Annotated in this window: 14 protein-coding genes and 1 riboswitch; of the genes, 1 reads left to right on the top strand and 13 read right to left on the bottom strand. The window is 63.5% G+C overall.

The window, feature by feature from the left end; genetic code table 11:
- Positions 1-169 precede the first annotated feature (169 nt).
- Positions 170-1,000, bottom strand: a complete 831-nt coding sequence (speB, locus tag OXG98_05825; GenBank protein MCY3771520.1) for an agmatinase — start codon at positions 998-1,000, stop codon at positions 170-172.
- Positions 1,001-1,143: 143 nt separating this feature from the next.
- Positions 1,144-1,334, top strand: a riboswitch (cobalamin riboswitch).
- Between the two features lie 277 nt (positions 1,335-1,611).
- Between speB and OXG98_05820 the strand changes: the two genes are divergently transcribed.
- Positions 1,612-3,558: a TonB-dependent receptor gene (locus tag OXG98_05820; protein ID MCY3771519.1), complete on the top strand. Its 1,947-nt coding sequence runs from the start codon at positions 1,612-1,614 to the stop codon at positions 3,556-3,558.
- Positions 3,559-3,620: 62 nt separating this feature from the next.
- Here OXG98_05820 and OXG98_05815 read toward each other — a convergent pair whose 3' ends face one another.
- The 12 genes from OXG98_05815 to OXG98_05760 all read right to left on the bottom strand — a co-directional run.
- Complete coding sequence (locus tag OXG98_05815) at positions 3,621-4,703, bottom strand: Ldh family oxidoreductase (protein ID MCY3771518.1); 1,083 nt, start codon at positions 4,701-4,703, stop codon at positions 3,621-3,623.
- Positions 4,704-4,741: 38 nt separating this feature from the next.
- Positions 4,742-5,632 (bottom strand): dihydrodipicolinate synthase family protein, encoded by an 891-nt coding sequence (locus OXG98_05810; protein ID MCY3771517.1) that lies wholly within the window; start codon positions 5,630-5,632, stop codon positions 4,742-4,744.
- The gene (locus OXG98_05805; protein ID MCY3771516.1) at positions 5,622-7,067 is read right to left on the bottom strand and encodes a sodium:solute symporter family protein; all 1,446 of its coding nucleotides are present in this window, start codon (positions 7,065-7,067) and stop codon (positions 5,622-5,624) included. Before OXG98_05805 ends, OXG98_05810 begins: the two co-directional genes overlap by 11 nt.
- 22 nt (positions 7,068-7,089) lie before the next feature.
- Complete coding sequence (locus OXG98_05800) at positions 7,090-8,193, bottom strand: P1 family peptidase (protein ID MCY3771515.1); 1,104 nt, start codon at positions 8,191-8,193, stop codon at positions 7,090-7,092.
- A gap of 173 nt (positions 8,194-8,366) precedes the next feature.
- A complete protein-coding gene (gene clpB, locus OXG98_05795; GenBank protein MCY3771514.1) occupies positions 8,367-10,964 on the bottom strand; it encodes an ATP-dependent chaperone ClpB in 2,598 nt (865 codons plus the stop codon).
- Positions 10,965-11,294: 330 nt separating this feature from the next.
- On the bottom strand, positions 11,295-11,873 hold the full coding sequence (locus OXG98_05790; protein ID MCY3771513.1) for an isoprenylcysteine carboxylmethyltransferase family protein: 579 nt from the start codon (positions 11,871-11,873) through the stop codon (positions 11,295-11,297).
- A gap of 4 nt (positions 11,874-11,877) precedes the next feature.
- Positions 11,878-12,975 carry a sialidase family protein gene (locus OXG98_05785; GenBank protein ID MCY3771512.1) on the bottom strand — a complete coding sequence of 366 codons (1,098 nt, stop codon included), beginning with the start codon at positions 12,973-12,975 and terminating at the stop codon, positions 11,878-11,880.
- A 163-nt stretch (positions 12,976-13,138) separates the two neighbouring features.
- Positions 13,139-13,639, bottom strand: a complete 501-nt coding sequence (locus OXG98_05780; GenBank protein MCY3771511.1) for a hypothetical protein — start codon at positions 13,637-13,639, stop codon at positions 13,139-13,141.
- Between the two features lie 124 nt (positions 13,640-13,763).
- The gene (locus OXG98_05775) at positions 13,764-14,621 is read right to left on the bottom strand and encodes a hypothetical protein (protein MCY3771510.1); all 858 of its coding nucleotides are present in this window, start codon (positions 14,619-14,621) and stop codon (positions 13,764-13,766) included.
- A gap of 104 nt (positions 14,622-14,725) precedes the next feature.
- A complete protein-coding gene (locus tag OXG98_05770) occupies positions 14,726-15,844 on the bottom strand; it encodes a hypothetical protein (protein ID MCY3771509.1) in 1,119 nt (372 codons plus the stop codon).
- Between the two features lie 128 nt (positions 15,845-15,972).
- Positions 15,973-17,439 carry a cobyric acid synthase gene (locus OXG98_05765; GenBank protein ID MCY3771508.1) on the bottom strand — a complete coding sequence of 489 codons (1,467 nt, stop codon included), beginning with the start codon at positions 17,437-17,439 and terminating at the stop codon, positions 15,973-15,975.
- Between the two features lie 95 nt (positions 17,440-17,534).
- On the bottom strand, positions 17,535-18,850 hold a 1,316-nt coding region (locus OXG98_05760; protein MCY3771507.1), incomplete at its 5' end, for an FAD-binding oxidoreductase.

The following is an 18,850-nucleotide window of genomic DNA, read 5'->3' as shown; positions in this document are numbered from 1 at the left end:
GCCACCAGCCGAGCGGACGGAGTGTTCGCTTCACGAAGCATAAGGGATTCCATCCGCACAAAGGCGTTGAACAAGCCCGAGGAATGGGGTCCGAGTGATCACTGCAAGATACTGATCGAAGTGTCATAATGTTGTGACATTCGCAAGCAACTACAAGGTCGCGGCAGGATCAATCCGTCCTTCCATCGAGGATGACGCGCCCCAGCAGTTCACAGGCCAGTTTCGCGGCGACGATCGCCGTCCCGCCGTCCCGGTCCAGCTTGGGATTGAGCTCGACCACATCGCCGCCGACCACGTAGGGCGCCCGCATCGCGGCTACGACCTCGAGCACCTGGCGCACACTCAGTCCGCCCGGTTCGGGATGGGAGACGCCCGGCGCGAAACCGGGGTCGAGCGCATCGACGTCCATCGAGATGTAGGCCGGTGTGTCGAACGCAAGCGCCGGAACCGGTCCGTTGGAGTAGGCGGGGATCACCTCGACGTTGTGTCGCTTCACCGCGTCGTGCTGCGCGGGGGTGAAGCTTCGAATGCCGACCTGGACCAGTCGATCTACGAGGCCGTCTTCCAGGATGCGGGCCATGGGACAAGCGTGTGAAAATCGATTCCCTTCGAAGTCGGGGTACAGATCCGGATGCGCGTCGAAGTGGAGCAGGCTGATCCGGCCGTGCTTCGCGGCGAAAGCCCGTACTACGGGATAGGTAACCGCATGATCGCCGCCCAGGACGACGAGCCGCGGTGTTTTGCCCAGTGCCTGACTCACCCCGCGCTCTATGGCATCGATGGGTCCGCGCGTGCCCTTTTCATCCGGTACGTCGAGATCGCCATGGTCGAGCACGCTGTCGCTCGGCCACACGCGCACCCCCGTCTCGGCGTAGGGATTGCCGGACTCCAATCCGAGGGCGGCCCTGATCGCGGGCGGCGCGGCGGCCGGCCCGCGGCGAAAGGTCGAGTTTGCATCGAAACCGACCCCCAGCAGGCCGACTTTCACGCTATCCGTCATCGTGTTTGTCCCTTTCGAACTTTATGCTCTTTTTGCATTCCGATATTGTAGTGCATGAATTGCAGTGCATGGGATATTAGTCGCGAAGCGGTGGATACCTCAAGACAATTCACGCTTTTCGATTGATCTCCCGTCGCGGAGGCACTACATTGACAGGAGCAGGTGAGAAGTTGGGAAGACGGTGCGAATCCGTCGCGGACCCGTCGCTGTGACCGGGGACGAAAGCCGCAACATGAGCCTAAGGGCTCGAGCCACTGTTCCGAATGGAATGGGAAGGCGCGGCGAGTAGAACGATCCGGAAGCCAGAAGACCGACCTGCGCCATAGTTTTCATCGGCACTTCCGTGGACTGAAGTCGTCCGGTGTACATGGATAATGGAAAGCGTGGCCATCCGGCGTAGTCGCTCCGGCTAAGTATCCTGGGGCGTGGTATAGCGCGGGCCATGCTCCGAGGATGATAAACGGCATCCCCGTATCTGACATCGTTCAGGTGCGGGGATTTTTGTTTAATGGGAGGTCACCTTGCAACGATAGCCTGATTCAGTATCCGGAAAGCCCCGATTTGTGTCGCCGTTATCGAAGCCGAACCATTCACCAAGCCAGGAGCCCAAAATGAAATACCTACGAAGCACACTTAAATCCGTGTTCAGTTTGATCCTGCTTTCCGCCATGCCAGGATTCGCCCAGGAAACGCAGGATGCACAGGATACGCAGAATGCGGCGGACGAGGCGCCCAGGTACATCCTGGACACCGTAGTCGTAACGGGTAACAAGATCGAAACACCTTTGCGACAGGTCTCGAGTTCGATCGCCGTTATCACCTCCGAAGATATCGAACGCAGCAGCCGGAACACGGTCGCCGACCTGTTGCGCGATGTGGGCGGGCTGAGCGTGGCACAGAACGGCGGGCCGGGCAGGAACGCGTCTGTCTTCCTTCGCGGCGCCGAATCGGCCTACACACTGTTTCTGATCGACGGCGTCGAAGTGAACGACCCCATGTCTCCGGGACGCAGCTACAGCCCGGCCCATATGACCGTCGACCGGGTTGAGCGGATCGAGGTGCTTTACGGGTCCCAGAGCACGCTTTACGGATCGGATGCCATCGCGGGCGTAGTGAACATCATTACGAAGCAGGGGGACGGTCCGCCGAAGATCGATGCCTCCATCGAGGGCGGCGCGCTGGGTACCATTCGAAGCCGGGCGGGATTGAGCGGGGGCACAACAGACAACCGGTATGCGATGGATGGCTCGTTCCTCAACACGAGGGGTATTTCGTCGAACGCCCTGGGGAACATGGAAGAAGACGGATACCGGAATACCACGCTGGGTGGCCGTTTCGGGGCGACGCCTTCCGCCGGCGTTTCGGTCGATCTCAACGTCCGGTACACGGACGGCCGCGCCGATATCGACAACGGAACCGGACCCAATGGAGACGATCCCAACCGGATAAACACATCCAGGCAACTATTTGTCCGGCCCTCCGCGACCCTCGATCTCTGGTCGCAGCGCTGGAAGCAGACGCTGGGCTACAGCCTGGTCGACCACAGCAGGGAGGACGACAATCCGGTGGACGCCAACCAGGAGACGGCCGCGAATTCCACGTTCGACGCCCGGTTGCACAAAGTGGACTGGCAGCACACGCTGTTACTGGCCGAGGGGAATACCGTCGTGTTCGGGGCGGAAACCGAGTCGGAACAGGGAGAATCGGAATCCAGGGGGCCGTATTCGAGCAGGTTTGACCGGCGGACGGCGAGGATGACGGGCGTCTACCTGCAGGAGTTGTTGCAGTATGGCGACGCGTTATTCGCCGCCGCGGGCATCCGGGTCGATCACCACGACCGGTTCGGATCCGAAGTCACCTACAACTTCGCGCCAAACGTATTCCTCGAGGAGACGGGAATCAGGATTAAGGGCGCTTACGGTACGGGTTACAAGGCGCCTTCGCTGTTCCAGCTGTATTCATCCTTCGGAGATTCCACGCTCCAGGCGGGGTCGAGCAAGAGCTGGGAGGCGGGGATCGAGCAGTACCTGGCCGGCCGGCGGCTTGCAGCAGGCGTGACGTATTTCGACAATACCTACGACAACATGGTCGGATGGGACAGCGCGACTTCCAGTTACAAGAACGTCTTCAAGGCGACGAGCAGGGGCATGGAGCTGACCGGCCGGTATGCGGGAATCGGGGGAACGTCCCTGCGGGCCTACTACACTTTTACCGATTCGAAGGACCACGAATCGGATGAGCAGCTGTTGAGGCGGCCGCGGCACAGTGGCGGGATCGTGCTGGATCAGCGGGTACGGCCGGGGATCGACCTGAATCTCAGTTTCCGATACTCCGGGGAACGGCGGGACAACGACTTTTCCACCTGGCCGGCGACGCCGGTTACGTTGGACGGTTACGGGATCGTGAATGTCGCCGCCAACTGGAAGATCTCGCCGAACATTCAGCTGTTCGGAAGGATCGACAATCTATTGGACGCGGAATACGAGGAGATCCTGGGCTACGGGACCGTGGGCATTACGGGCTACCTGGGGATCCGGGTGGCGAACACCGGTAATTGAGCTTGCGGTAGCTGGGACCGCGGCAACTGAGACTGCAGTACTTCGAATTGGCCGGGCTGCACCTACACGCTGTCTCGCCCGATACCCAGTTCGTCCAGGATGACCTGGATGGCGGACCAGACGGACGGATAGATTTCGATGCCCTGCTTCAGTTGCCGCTCACGTTCACGGCGCGCGCCGTCGCCGGGCACCCGGATTTCGTCCACGCCGGGCGCCTTCCGCGCGCCTTTGATGCTTTCTACGAGCCGGTCCACTTCCGCGGAGAAGGCGGCCCTTGAAACAAAAACCTCCGGGTCGATGACGAGGATGAACAGGGCGTTCTGGTCGAGGTCCTCAGGAGATCGGCCGCTGCAGCCCGCGCCGCTCAGGCCGCCGGTCAACACGTCGACCAGTATGCTCAGCGCAAAGCCCTTGTGTCCTGCGATCAGGCTGCCCAACGGCAGGATAGCCGCCTCTCTGGGCGTTGCGAAATAGGCCTCGCCATCCGTCGTGGTCCGCCCTTCGCCGTCGATGAGCCAGCCTTCGGGCACCGCCTGGCCCTTGTTGCGCAGCATCTTCAATCCGCCCTCGGACGTAACGCCCGTGGAGATGTCGATGAGTACCGGGTCGCCGCTTTCTCTGGGGATGCCGACGGCCATGGGATTGGTGCTCATCAGGGGCGAGGTCGCGCCCCATGGCGCCACGCAGGGATTGCCCCCGGCGTCGTTGGTCATGAGCAGCGCGATGTAACCGTCTTTCGCCGGCTGTTCCACGTATCCCCCCAGCCGGGCGATATCGTTGGCGTTCACGACGCTCGCGCAGCCGACACCCGTCGCCCCGGCCTTGCCGACGGCGCGTTTCATGGCCTCGGTGGCCGTCCATGGGCCCATGCCCATGTTGGCGTCCAGATGCACGGTGGAGACGGTTTCACCCAGGACGTCCATCGACGCGCCTGGGATCATGTTGCCCGCAAGAATGCCCTCCGTATACATGATGATCCGCATGACGCCGTGGGAATGGTAGCCGGAGAGGGAAGCTTCCATGAGCCGCTCGGTGACCACCCGTCTTTCATCGCCTTCAAGGCCCAGTCGTTCGAAGATACGGTCCATGATCCGGGCCAGCCGGTCCGGTTCGATGAGGACGGGACGAGGGTCCGAAGCGGGCATCCTTGACGTTTCCTCCATCCTGCGCGGTCCTTGTCGTGCTAACCGTCCAGCGCGCCCAGTAGCGCAAGGCCTTCCTCGATGCCCCGCTTCTGCTCGTCGGTCGCTTCCTGCATGGGGGCGCGGGGAAATCTGCCGGGACAGCCCTGCAGCGTCTGGGCATGCTTGGTACAGGCCGGCAGGTTCGTCCCCGCCATGGCGTTCCAGAGTCGCAGGAGTTTTCGGTGCAGATCGAGGGCACGCGCGTGATCGCCCGCCTGTACCGCGTCCCATACATCCACCGAGGCCCGGGGCGCCGCCGTCAGTATGGCCGCGATCGATCCGCGGGCGCCCAGGGTGTATGCCGGGTACATCAGGGCATCCACGGCGCAGAACAGCAGGTGTTCGGGGTCGGCCATGATCATCAGGTCGGCGAACAGCTTCAGATCCTCCGCACTCTGTTTCACTCCGACGACGCCGGGCACCTCGTCCATGATCCGGCAGAGCAGTTCCGGTGAGAGATAGCTCCAGGGCACCACGTTGTAGATGATGATGGGATGTTCCACTTCCTCGCCCATCACCCTGAAATGCTCCTGCATGGCGTCGTCGTCCGGGCGGAAGAGGTAGTGGACCGGGGTCACCTGGAGCGCCGCCACGTCGAGGTCGGCGATGGCCTGCCCCCGCCGGACCGCATCGCGAGTGCTGTCGACGATGATGCCGGCGACGATCGGCACGCGTCCCGCCGCCGCGTCCAGGGTCGTGTCCACGAGACCGCGGAACTCATCGACGTCGACCGTATGACCCTCCCCGGTGCTTCCGCCCACCGCGATACCGTGCGCCCCCTGGTCGATCAACCAGTTGACCTGTTCTTTCATGGCCCCGAGATCCACGGCGCCGTCACGGGAGAAGGGTGTGGTCGCCGGGGGGATTACGCCCCTCAGGTCATTGAGCATGTCTTCCTCCTTCATTGGGTTGATGTTTATATTTCGAGTTCATCGGGGCAGGTTTCGTCCCGCGCCGGGACATCATGTGCAGCGCCATGATGAACACGGCCGTTCCGATGCCCCAGGTCGCCGGGGATATGCCGGCCAATCCGCCGCCGTTCGACCACAGATGCACGAGGATCATCACCAGGACGGAACCGGCGATGGTCGCCAGGGCGCCGTTCGCGTTCGGCCGGGTGGAATACAGTCCCGCGATCAGGGGCACGAAGAGCGCCACGGACAGTATGCTGTAGAAGATGGTCAGCGCGGTGATGACGTCCGGCAGCACGGCCGCCAGGACCACGCCCGCGAGCCCTGCGCCCACGGCCGTTATCCGGCTGACGGCCAGCATCCGCTGCTCGGAAGCACCGGGATCGATATAGGTCTGGTACAGGTCCCGGCTCAGGGAGGTCGTCAGCATGAAGAGCACGGCATCAGCGGAACTGATCTCGGCGGAGAACACGGCAGCCAGCGTCAGCCCGCCGATCCAGAAGGGCAGGGCATCCATCAGCAGGCGGGGCAGCGCAAGGTCCGGCGAATCCAGGGACGGGAAGGCGTGGTAAGCCGCCATGCCGAGGAGCGCGGGAATGAAGGCGAAAAGCATCAGGGCGACGGCGTTCGTGCAGACGCCCTGCCGGACCGCCCGGGCGTCCCTGGCGCCGTAGATCTTCTGCAGAAGGCCCGGCGAGATGATAAACGCGGGCACCAGGACGATGAAGTAACCCCAGATACGGGAAGGATCGTCCCCGAACCAGCTCTCGAAACCGGTAGGCGCCGCGTTCTCGCCGGACAGGAGACCGGCCCCCGATACGATCAGGAGAAAGGCCAGGATGAAGCCGGATAGTTTTACCACCAGCTGGACCATGTTGACCCGGGCGGTGGACGTCAGCCCCCCGAAGGTGAAGTACACGACCACCACGGCGCCCCCGGCCAGGCAGGCGACGTACTTCGGGATGCCCAGCACGAGGTTGAGGATCCAGGCCAGGGGTATGAGTTGCCCGGCCAGAATAGCCAGGGAACCGAACCACAGCAGCACGGCGATGAGGCCCCGGACGCCGCGGCTGTACCGGTGCTCGAGGTAATCCCCGACCGTGTACAGGTTCTGTTCCTTTGCCACGCGCCACATGCGGGGCCCCACGGTCAGGCCCAGGATGAGGCTCCCGATACCCGCTGACCCGACCCACCACCACGCCGAAAAACCGTGCGTGTAACCGAGGCCCGTGGCACCCACCGTGGAACCGGCGCCCAGGTTGGCGGCCAGCAGCGTGCCGAACAGCAGCGCGGGAGAAAGCCGCCGGCCGGCCACGAAGAAGTCCTCGGCGCGGCGGACCGACCGCGACGTCCACCAGCCGATCGCCATGAGGAATATGGAATAAACGAGGAGGGCGGTTACGTAGGGGGACATAGAGCTTCCGTCGCGCTTCCCGTCATCCCGCGTTCAGGTCCGAATAGGAGGGATAACCGGGCAGGCCTTCGGCCGTAACGACGGCGCGGATGATGGCCCGCGAGACGGCTTCCGCCGCAAGGATGGACAGCAGGGACAGGTTCACGCCGCTCTCCCAGGTCCCGGTGGCCATGGTGAAAAGGGTGTCCCCGTCCGCCTGCAGGTGGGCCGGGTTGATGGCGCGGGCGAGCCCGTCGTGCCCGACCTGGGCGATGCGGCTGGCCTGGGTCTTGGTCAGCCCGGCATTGGTCACGATGACGCCGATGGTCGTATTTCCGGGCGGCGCTTCCAGGCGAAGCGACCCGGTCTCGCGAATCCTCCGTGCCACGCGGACGAAACCGGACCCATCGGGCATCCTGGCGCCGGCAAGCACGCGGCCCGAATCCGGATCGTACACGTCGCCCACGGCGTTCACCGCAACGATCGCGCCGACCCTGAGCCCGTCGGGCGTGGTGAAGCAGGCATTGCCGATGCCGCCCTTCATGGCCGTGCGGATGCCCGGTGCGCCGACGGACATCTTGCCCACCGTGGCACCGGCTCCCGCTCCGATGCTACCCTCGGGGACCGGATCCGACGTCGCGGCGTGGCAGGCCCGGTAGCCGGCTTCCGCATCGGGGCGGATCTCAGGCTTGCCGCCGATGCCGAGATCGAAGAGGATGGCGGCGGGGACGATAGGGACCCGTGCGATGCGTACGTTGAATCCGATGGATCGTTCCTCGAGGTAGCGCATCACGCCCGTGGCCGTGTCCAGGCCGAAAGCGCTGCCGCCGGAGAGGACGATGGCGTGGACCTGTTGCACCATGTTCACGGGATCGAGCAGGTCGGTCTCCCGGGTGCCCGGTGCGCCGCCGCGCACGTCCACCCCGCCCACGGCCCCTTCCTCGGCCATGATCACCGTGCAGCCCGTCGGACGCCGCGGGTCGGTGAAGTGCCCGGCCTTGATCCCTTCGACGTCCGTGATGGATCCGGACGGGCCGTAGGGGTCGTTCGTCTGGCCGACGGCGGATTCACGCAAGGAGCCCAGTCCCGCCAGGACGCCCGCGCCGGTCACCCCGGCGGATTTTTGCAAAAAGGATCGTCTGTTCATTTCAAGCGGCAGCCGATGAAGCGTCGTGGTGAGGGATCACCCGCAAGACCCGTCCGGAAAGACCCGTTACGGTCTACGGTTTCCGCCAGATCAAGATGAACAATCGGCCATCCGCCGTCAATTCAATTGTATGCGCGTGTATGCGGGGCGAGGCCGGTCACGTGGACCTGCGCTCAAGCAGCCGCGGACGCATCCTGCCGGACGAAGTCCAGGCGGTCGCCTTCGCGGATGACGCGGATCGCGTCGCCTTCCCGGAACCTGCCCTCGATCAGCGCCATGGACAGCGGGTTCTCGACGAACTTGCGAATCACCCGCTTGAGGGGCCGTGCGCCGTATTGGGGTTCGTAGCCCTCCTCCGCAAGCAGTGACTCGGCCTCAGGGGCCAGTTCCAGCGTCAACCCGGCCTGCTTCGAGAGCCGTCCCTGCAGTTCCTCGAGTTGGATATGGACGATATCCCGGATGTGGTTCCGGTCGAGGGGATGGAAGATGATGATTTCCTCCAGCCGGTTGATGAATTCGGGGCGGAAGTGGGCCCGCACCGCGCGCATCACGTCCGCTTGCACCTGTTCGTCCTGGGACGCGTCGTGCCCACCGATATGCTCCGTCCCGATGTTGGAGGTCATGATGATCACGGTGTTCCGGAAGTCCACGGTGCGGCCCTGACCGTCCGTGAGCCGCCCGTCGTCGAGGACCTGCAGGAGGATGTTGAACGCGTCCGGGTGCGCCTTCTCGATTTCGTCCAGCAACACGATCTGGTAGGGCCTGCGCCGCACGGCTTCCGTGAGCTGCCCGCCTTCCTCGTAACCCACGTAACCCGGAGGCGCGCCGATGAGCCGGGCGACGGCATGCCGCTCCATGTATTCGGACATGTCCACGCGAATCATGGCGCCCCGGTCGTCGAAGAGAAACTCGCCCAGGGCCCGGGCCAGTTCGGTCTTGCCTACGCCCGTGGGTCCGAGGAACAGAAAGGAGCCGATGGGCCGGTTTCCGTCACCCAGGCCGGCGCGGTTCCGCCGGACGGCGTTGGACACGGCGACGATCGCCTCATCCTGGCCCACCACTTGGCGGTGCAACCGGGATTCCATTTGAATCAGCTTCTCGACCTCGCCCTCGACCAGCCGGCTCACCGGGATGCCCGTCCACTTCGAGACGACCTGGGCGATGTCCTCCTCGTCCACTTCCTCTTTCAGCATCCGGCGCTCCCGCTGGAGTTCGGCAAGGGCCCGGTTCTTCTCCTCGAGCCGGCCGTCGAGCTCCAGCTGCTCGCCGTACTGGATGCGGGCCACCCGCTCGTAATCGCCAATGCGCTGTGCCCGGTCGGCTTCGATTTTCAGCTGCGAAGCCTGTTCCTTGATTTCCTGGATCGTCTTTACCAGTTCCTTCTCGGCGAGCCAGTACGCCCGCAGGACGCTGCGCTGCTCCTCCAGGTCGCCCAGCCTGCTTTCCACGGGCTTGAGGCGTTCCTCCGCGTCGCGCTCCCGCTTCACGGCTTCCCGCTCGATTTCGAGCTGGCGAATCTGCTTTTCCAGGTCGTCCAGTTCGGCCGGCATGCTGTCGATTTCCATGCGCAGGTTCGCCGCGGCCTCGTCGATCAGGTCGATGGCCTTGTCCGGCATGAACCGGTCGCTGATGTAGCGCTCCGCCAGGGCCGCCGACGTGACCAGCGCGCCGTCCCGGATGCGTATGCCGTGGTGGATTTCGTAGCGTTCTTTGAGTCCGCGCAGGATGGACACGGTGTCTTCGATGGACGGCTCGCCGACGTATACGGGCGCGAACCGCCGTTCGAGGGCGGCGTCTTTCTCGATGTGCTTGCGGTATTCGTCCAGGGTCGTCGCACCCACGCAGCGCAGTGTCCCCCGCGCCAGCGCAGGCTTGAGCATGTTGGACGCGTCCACGGCGCCTTGCGCGGCGCCCGCGCCGACGATGGTGTGCAGTTCGTCGATGAACAGGACGATGTCGCCCGCGGCGTGCTCCACTTCCTTCAGCACGGCCTTGAAGCGCTCCTCGAATTCGCCGCGGAACTTGGCCCCGGCCAGCATGGCGCCCATGTCGAGGCTGATCACCTTGCGCCCCTTGAGGGATTCCGGTACGTCCTCGGCCACGATCTTCTGGGCCAGTCCTTCCACGATGGCCGTCTTCCCCACGCCGGGCTCGCCGATGAGCACGGGGTTGTTCTTGGTCCGCCTGGAAAGCACCTTGATCACGCGCCGGATTTCCTCGTCCCGGCCGATGACCGGATCGAGTCCGCCCTCCCGGGCCAGGTCGGTCAGGTCCCTGCTGAACTTTTCCAGGGCCTGATAGCCGGATTCCGGCGTCTGGCTCGTGACGCGCAGGCTTCCACGTACTTCCTTCAAGGCACCCATGATCCCCGCGCGTCGTATTCCAGCCTCCTTCAATACCCGCTGCACGTCCCCGCCGTCATCCAGCAGGGCCAGGAGCAGATGCTCCCCGCTGATGTACTCGTCTTTCAGTCCCTGGGCCTCTTTCAGCGCCCGGTCCAACACGCGCTGAAAGGCATCGGAGGCATACAACGACGCGCCGTCTCCGGTTACCCTGGGCAGCTTTTCCAGGGCCGCTTCCAGCCCCTCCCGGACCCGGGCCGGATCGGATCCCGTCCTTTCCAGCAGGATGGCCGCAAGGCTTTCGTCCTGTTCAAGCAAGGCAAGCGCCAGGTGCGCGGGCTCCAGCCGGTTGTGGTTGCGGCCGCGGGCGATCTCCTGGGAAACCTGGATCGCCTCCATCGATTTCTGCGTCAGCTTGTCCGTTCTCATGATGTCCCTCCGGCTTTTCTTCATTACAGTCCGTGTGCCGTGCGTTCTTTCGGCGTTCCCGCACATTGTACCTTCTATCAACCGCAAAACATGTGCCATGGCTGTTTTCGCCGCGATTCCGGCGATTCCGGCCTATTTCAGCCTATTGAGAAGGCAGTTTCTGGTCGAAAACCGGAAATATCAGTGAAGAATATGCCAATTTGTCAGATCTGCCAAATTGGCAGTCCAATCGATCGAAATCGGACGCTGAGCACGCCGAAAAGGATCGCGTCGATAGCTGCTAATCGCGTTGCCAGCAGAAAAAAGGAATCAGCCGGAGGTTCAGGCAAGTTACCGGATACGAAAACGCAGGAACCAGCGGGGCACCTGGCGGCAGTAACGGAGGTACTCATCGCCCAGGGCGCGTCGCAGGGCCGGCTCCTCGGCAAAAACCAGGTACAGGGTCAGTCCGGTCCAGCACAGCGCCGCGTAGACGAGCAGCGCGAGCGACTCGAAGGCCAGGCATTCGCCGAAGAGGATGAGGACGACACCGAGCAGAAGGGGGTTGCGGGACCGGCCGTGAACCCCTTCGGACCATATCGGCCGGGAATCTTCCGCGGGATCATCATCGTATTCTGATTGGATTTTCGAGTCGGTCGAGCCGTCCGCGGCGTCCGAATAGCTTCCGGTTTCTTCGGTTGACGCGATCACCATGGCCGTCATGCGGAGCCGTTCGGCGAAGGCGCGGATGTAGAGTGCCGCGCCCAGGAGGATGAGGACCCAACCGGCGGCAGGGAACCCGCTGTCGAAGTGCATCTCCTCCATGCCGACGGTCCGGTACAGGATCAGCCAGGGCAGGGCGATCGTGAAGATGCCGTGACGTACCGATGCCGCGATCAGCGAGCCCAGTATGATCCGGGGGCCGGACACGGCGCTACTTCACCTTCACGTAGCCGATGCCCCGGACATCGGGCTGGATGAGCCAGAAGACGACCAGGAAAGTGCCGTCCGGAAGGACGGTCACCGCGGGTTCGCCGAAGGAATAGTCCTGCCACTCGTCGTGATCGCCGGAGGTGTCGCTCTGCGTCCGTACCCCGGCCTTCCAGACGAGTTCGTCCGCTTCCAGTCCGAAATCATCGTCCGTGGGCCGCGCGACCGCAAGGCGGATCCCGGGATCGCCGTGCTGCCGCTGGTTGTATACCATTAGTACACGGCCATCCGCCAGGGCGGTCAGCGAGATGGACTGGCCCAGCGTGCCCGTGGACCGGGTGGGCGTCCAGGTCAGCCCGCCGTCGTGAGAGAGGGCGTATGCGTTGGGGTAGTCGGGCTTTCCGTGCGGCGCGATATGCCAGCACGGACCCAGGAGCCGCCCATCGGCGAGCTCCACGACCCAGGCCTCGGCGGCCGTCGAATCGGGATCGTCGAAATGCAACATCGATCCGTGGGTCCACGTAGCGCCTTGATCGGTGCTGCGTAGGTAGACTACCCGGTTTCGGTCCACTTTCACGGAGGGATCGAAGGTATTGTAGGGCGAATAGCAGCAGATCCAGGTCCCGTCGCGCGTCACGGTGAGCGCTCCGGGCGCCTCGGCCGAACCGGCGACGGGCAGGGCAATGGGAGCCGGATCGGTCCAGGTCGACCCCAGGTCCGCCGAAGACGCCCAGAACATGGCGTTCTGCTTGATGCCCTGGGTCTCGTCCCGCCAGAAAGACTCGCCGGGCTCACCGATGGGAATGCGGATGCCCGTGATGAAGCACGTGCCGTCGGGCGCCTGGCTGATCGACCCGATGTGCGCGAATTCGTCGTGCAGGTGGGGCCACAGATAGGCCGGTTTCGTCCATGATCTGCCGCCGTCGTCCGATCGCACGATGACCTGCTTGAAATCGTTCTGCCCGAGGGCTTCCTGGACGGCAAAGGAACAGGCCAGGCCGCCATCCGCCGTGACCACGCAGCGGGAACAGGCCGCTACCGCGTCCGGCCCGGTCGGCGACTGGTTGGCAATCATGCCCTGGTCAACAGTTTCGAATGCCATAATGTATGCCTCGTCTGATTGCGGGAAATTATCACAGCGTTGTGACGCGGTGCACAATCCGGATTCTGCCAATCGACGCTTCGTCGCGACAGGGCGCGCAATACGGATTCTGCTCGGACATTACTAATCGACGCTTCGTCGCAGTACGCCATCCCAGTTTCGGTTAATCGAACGCATACTTGAGTGGTCCACCAGGGGCGCGAGCGAGCCCGAGGACGATGGTGCCCGCCCCGGCCCCGTACGACGCCTTGTACCGCGCCTTGATCGGATCGAGGATGAAGTGGTAGTCTTCCGTAGGGTATGCCTCGCACGGGTCGCCGTCGCCGTCGTGGGCGATGGCGACATCAAGCTGTACGGGATCCGATTCCTTAAAAACCTCGGCGGCAACCAGCGTGAACCGGTGCGCTCTGCATCCACCGCTATACGACACGGAAACCGCGAGCGTATCCCCCTTGATGGATGCAGCATTCAGTTCAAAATCATCCGTGCCCCACTGCGTGGCGGAATCGACGTTCCCCGGACTGAAGACGACGATACCTGTCCTGAGGCCGCTGTCGAACGGACCTTGATCAGGTGTTGTGGACACGGGGCTGTTTTCGTCGTTTCCGCAGGTCGCCGTACAGGCGACGACGACACCCAGAATCAGTGGTCCGAGGACCCTCATCGCGTTGTTCCTTGTCTGAACCGTTGCGTGACGTGTGCGATCCCGCACATAGCTGGCGGACCGGTTGCGGTCACCGTGGCTTCGACGGACCCCGGATTCGAAGATCGGCGCCGGCGCCCCCATTTCACACTCTCCGGAATTTCTGAATCCGGTTGTGCGCGAAGGGTACTTCGCACACGTAGACGTCCCCGTGGGAATCTACCCAGATCCCGTGGGGCGCATCCACGAACACCCCGTCCTTTTCGTCCCGGTTACCCCATTGCGACAGGACCTCGCCGTCCAGGTTGAGGATACTGACTCTTCCCGGCGCTTCCGCCAGGTACACTATATCATCCTGATCGATATACAGGTCGTTCGCGGCCAGCAGATGGTCCCATGACTCGAGGTACTCGCCTTCGGCATCGAAAATCTGCACCCGCGCGTTGCCGCGGTCCACGATCAGGACCCGGCCATCCCGGTCGACACGAACGCAGTGGGGCGTATCGAACTGTCCCGTCTCGCTGCCGTGACCGCCCCATGTACAGAGCAGTTCTCCCTCCGTTGTGAAGCGATGCGCATAATGCTGGCCGTAACCGTCAGTCACGTACAGGTCGTCGTTCAAGCCCAGTACCGCCCAAGTGGGCGAATTAAAGGGCTTGCCCAATTCGCCGGGCCTGTCGGGCGTTCCAAGCATGGAGAGCATCTTCCCTTCGAGGGTGAAGGTCATGACGGTATGCAGTTTTACCTCGGTAATGTAGATGATATCGTCTTCACTGATCCAGAGAGAGTGCGGCACCTTGAAGATGTCCTGCCCCCAGTCGTACAGGAATCGACCGTCGCGATCGTAGACGACGATTGCGGGATTGGGTTCCCGGTCGATCACGTGCACGCGGTCCTGAGAATCCACGGCCATGGAAGATACCACGCCGAGGTCTCGGCCGGCGGCTCCGCCTCCCCAGCCCTCGACGAGTTCGTAGGTATAATCTCCCGATCCGTATACCATGTTGTGATCTCCCTGGTTGAGCGCGAGTCCGAACTGCGCGAACCGGTTTCAGACCGCCTGCCGATCCGTCAGGAATCGCTTGAGTTGTGCCTCGTAGCTCGATTTCATACGATGCCCGCCCGGGCCGTGAGCACGGGTTCCCAGCATCCGCCGGGCCGTTCCATCCCATCCACATCGCGCAACGGCGGTGCGTCGTCGTTCCAACGCAGCACCGCCACGTCGCCGCAGGCGCCGGCGCGCAGGGTGCCGACTTCGCCCTTCAAGCCCAGAACTTCGGCCGGACGACTCGTTACCCGAAGGAATGCGTCACGTTCCGGCATGCCGGCCGCGATCAGCTTCGACAGCGTCCGGGGCAGGTCGTGCTGCGGGTCGCTCCCCACGTGACGGCTGTACTGATCGGTGGATATGGTATCCGGCAGGAATCCGTCGGCGATGGCCGCCTCGGCGACCGGGAAGCTGAAGGACCGCATGCCATGGCCGATATCGAAAAGCACGCCCCGTTCCCGGGCGTCGCGGACACTGGGGCGGATCCGGCCGTCTTTCACGACGCTCTCGGGGAAATCGTTGAAACAGTAGGTGACCACGTCTCCGGCTCGCAGCAGCGGCAACTGGTCGTCGAGGGACCAGTCGCTGGACAGGCGCGTGCCGACCAGGAGGGGTTTGCCCGAACGTTCGGATGCTTCCAGGGCGCGTTTCATAATCTCCCTGGGCGGCGTGGGGTTGCTGGGGCCCGTGTTGGCCGCGATACCCCAGATGGCGTCTCCTCCGGATTCGATGGCCGAAACGCAGGCCTCCACGTCCGCGGCTTCCAGGTCGGGGAAGCAGGCATCCGGATGAGACTCCCCGTGAATCGAGAGATTGATGGCGAGGATCACCCGCGTCCTGCATGCCCGGATCACGCGGTCCAGGTAGGCCGGCCAGTTGTCGGCGCCGGCGTCGCCCTGGGACATGACCGTCGTGACGCCCCGGGACAGGAAGTGGGCGTCAGGGTCGACGCCGTAACGTGAGCCGCCCCGCGCGGGATGGGCGTGCAGGTCCACCAGTCCCGGCAACGCCACGGCGTCGGGGAAGTCGAACGTCATGGCCGCGGATCCGTCGACACCGGGTCCGGATGCCGCTATGCGGCCGTCTTTCAACGCCACGGCACCTGGTCCGTCGAATTCCGAGTCCGCGCAGAACACGCGGCCCGCGCGTATGAGCAGGTCGAAATCATACGCTGACATGACACCTCCGTTCACGTTCAGGACGAATCTTCCCATTCGTCGGGGTATGGGGATAGCATGTAAATCGAACAGAGATTATACCATGGCCCCGATACAGTACCAATACAAAATACACTGGAAGTGATGCTTCAACCCAGACTGATTCCGATTCTGCTCGTCAGGAGCGAGAGGTCCAGATTTTCAGCCATAGCATCGGCAATCCGATCCAGGTCGCGAGTCCACCGTGCCGTGATATGCTCTTCCGTGTTGCTCTTCCAGTTCAGCCAGGATTCGAGTACCGCGCCACGATACTTCCCGTCATCGAAGAGTCCATGGATGAACGTGCCCAGCACCCGGCCATCGTCGGAGCGTGCGCAAAAGGGGAACAGATCGGGATCCTCGCTGCTCCGACCGTGCCGGATCTCGTACCCGGTGAACGGTAGATCAGCAGGCCATCTTGCCCGGGCCGTCAACGGACGAACCCGCTTGTCCGGCTGCATCTCGGTTTCGATCGGCAGCCAGGCCAAGCCTTCCGTCTCGGCTGGTCCTTCTATCCCCTCGGGATCTAGGAGGCGTCTCCCGAGCATTTGCGCTCCGCCGCAAATGCCCAGCACGCACCCTCCGTATCTGAGGTGCCGTTCGAGGGCCGGAAGCCAGCCGCGCTCCCTCAGCCACTCGAGATCGGCGGACGTGGACTTCGAGCCGGGCAGGACGACCAGATCCCATCCATGCCGGCCAGTCAATTCCGAGGGATCGCGCAGCCAGGCGAAAATCACCTCCGGATCGTGCAGGAAGGGATCCAGGTCGGTCGTATTGCTCGCTCTCGGATAGTGAATCCCGGCGACACGAAACTCAGATGAGTCCCCGAGCTTCGCAGCACGCCACGAACGATCCATGCCCTTATAGGGGGTGTCTTCTTCCGGGAGTCCCAGATCCTGAAAGTACGGCAACCAGCCGAGTACGGGCGTGCCCGTACGGTTTTCAAGCCATTTGAATACGTCGCCCAGGAGGGACGCTTCGCCTCTGAATCGATTGACGATCATCGCCTCCACGAGCCTGCGGTCATGCGCTTCCAGGGCCGCCATCGTGCCGAGCAGGGCGGCGAAAACGCCCCCGCGGTCTATGTCTCCGACCAGCCATACCGGAAGGCCGGCCGCCCGGGCGAAACCCATGTTGGCGATGTCCCCCTCGCGAAGATTGGGTTCCGCCGGCGATCCCGCGCCTTCCACGACGACCCATTCATGGGCACGGCGGAGCCGGTTGAACGCCGCCAGCACCTCAGGCATCAGGCTGCCCCGGTCTTCCTTGAACCGACCGGCCATGAGCTTGCCCCGCACCTCGCCGCACACGACGAGCTGCGCTACGTTGTCGGCCTCAGGCTTGATCAGGACGGGGTTCATGTCCACGGTGGGCGCAACTCCGGAAGCGAAGGCCTGCAGGGCCTGCGCGCGTCCGATTTCGCCGCCGGAGGGACAGGCGGAGGACGCGTTGCTCATGTTCTGCGGTTTGAAGGGAGCCACTTTCACACCGGAACGCGCGAGCAACCGGCACAACCCCGCGGCCAGCAGCGATTTGCCGACGCCCGAGGCCGTGCCCTGGATCATCAAAGCGTTCATCGGGATTCCCTTGCTACACGTGCCGCGATCCGGCCATTTCGCAGAAAACCGCGTATACCTCTACAACTGTTCGCGGGTGGCGTCACACATGTCTGTCACAACTGTCCGCGCGTCGCATCCCGCATGTCTGTCATATCGGCGGCCGAAAGACCGTCGAAACGATCAAAGGAGAAGGCCTGCGCGTAGTCGGGCAACGAGGTGCCGGTGACGTGAGACGCGACCAGTTCTCCCGCCGCCTGCGAACCCATCACGCCGTAGCCCGAAAGCGCCCCGGCAATGTATGCGCCTTCAACGGGCAGCGGTCCGATCAGCGGCCGATTGTCCGGGGTCTTGCAATAGTAACCGCCGTCGACCGGCAGTGCATCGGCCGTATCGAAATACGCCCTCATGTCCGGGATCATCCGGGCGAGTCCGCGCAGGACGATGACTGGGTAGGCCGGATCGAAGGCAGGAGGGAATACCGCCTCCCTTGGCACGACGTCATAGGTCCAGATGCCCAGAAAAGTCTGTTTTCCGTCCCGGAACCGGGGACGGATATGGAGTCCCGCCGGAAAGGTGTCAAGGAGATGACGGTTGTCGGGACTGGAGGAAAGTCGTCGCCTTTCTTCTTCGCCCCAGACCAGCTCGATGGGGTCCGTCCAGATCAGCATGGGCGCGGCGGCGGGAAGCACGCCCGCCGTATCCTCCACGATGATCTTTCCGTGCTGTTCCATGAAGACCGGGATTTCCAAATCCAGCATCCGGCCGGCCTCTCTGACCAGCGGTCCCGCAGCGAGGATGAGTTTTTCGGTTTCGATCACCGATCCGGAATCCAGCCTTACGTCCGCGACCCGGTTGTTCTTCGTGTCGACGTCCGTGACCCTGTCCCTGACGACCCTCCCGCCCCCGGAAACGATGCGGCCGAGCATCCACCGGCCGAGCGACGGGACGTCCAGCCAGCCGCAGCGACGCACGTGCAGCATGGCGACCGTATCGTCCGTGAGAAAGGGGAACAGCCTCGAGATCGTCCCCGTATCCAGCACGAGATCGGCGCCCTCCAGGTCCGGTTGCAGTCCCTCAGGCCGCGAAGGCACATAGGACCCGCCGTCGCGATGCACGCGCAACGCACCACCGCCCAGGGCGGACACCGTTTCCGCTTCTTTTTCGAGCTCCGGGATGCGGTGCCGGTCGCCGGTCAGGAAAGCGTAGCCCCTCCGGTTCATCCTAACCGCGTTCCCGCTCTCCGCCGCAAGTTCCTCCGTCAGGTCGATGCTCCGGTCCATGAACCGGAACATGAGCAGGTCGGGCCACCAGTTCCGGTAGGCTTCGGTGCCGACGGCGCTGGTCAGTGAAAGGGGCGGCCTTTCGTCGACGAGCACGACGTTCCGCACGCCGCTTCGAACGACGAGATGATACGCGGCGGCCACGCCGG

The organism is Gemmatimonadota bacterium (genome assembly GCA_026706345.1).
Classification (GTDB): Bacteria; JAAXHH01; JAAXHH01; order JAAXHH01; family JAAXHH01; genus JAAXHH01.
The sequence above is the reverse complement of the archived record's forward strand: the minus strand, read 5'-3'. Positions and strand labels throughout refer to the sequence as shown.

Coding starts and splice junctions, on each gene's coding strand:
- speB (MCY3771520.1), bottom strand. CDS start 1,000: ATGACGGATAGCGTGAAAGTCGGCCTGCTGGGGGTCGGTTTCGATGCA.
- OXG98_05820 (MCY3771519.1), top strand. CDS start 1,612: ATGAAATACCTACGAAGCACACTTAAATCCGTGTTCAGTTTGATCCTG.
- OXG98_05815 (MCY3771518.1), bottom strand. CDS start 4,703: ATGCCCGCTTCGGACCCTCGTCCCGTCCTCATCGAACCGGACCGGCTG.
- OXG98_05810 (MCY3771517.1), bottom strand. CDS start 5,632: ATGCTCAATGACCTGAGGGGCGTAATCCCCCCGGCGACCACACCCTTC.
- OXG98_05805 (MCY3771516.1), bottom strand. CDS start 7,067: ATGTCCCCCTACGTAACCGCCCTCCTCGTTTATTCCATATTCCTCATG.
- OXG98_05800 (MCY3771515.1), bottom strand. CDS start 8,193: ATGAACAGACGATCCTTTTTGCAAAAATCCGCCGGGGTGACCGGCGCG.
- clpB (MCY3771514.1), bottom strand. CDS start 10,964: ATGAGAACGGACAAGCTGACGCAGAAATCGATGGAGGCGATCCAGGTT.
- OXG98_05785 (MCY3771512.1), bottom strand. CDS start 12,975: ATGGCATTCGAAACTGTTGACCAGGGCATGATTGCCAACCAGTCGCCG.
- OXG98_05780 (MCY3771511.1), bottom strand. CDS start 13,639: ATGAGGGTCCTCGGACCACTGATTCTGGGTGTCGTCGTCGCCTGTACG.
- OXG98_05775 (MCY3771510.1), bottom strand. CDS start 14,621: ATGGTATACGGATCGGGAGATTATACCTACGAACTCGTCGAGGGCTGG.
- OXG98_05770 (MCY3771509.1), bottom strand. CDS start 15,844: ATGTCAGCGTATGATTTCGACCTGCTCATACGCGCGGGCCGCGTGTTC.
- OXG98_05765 (MCY3771508.1), bottom strand. CDS start 17,439: ATGAACGCTTTGATGATCCAGGGCACGGCCTCGGGCGTCGGCAAATCG.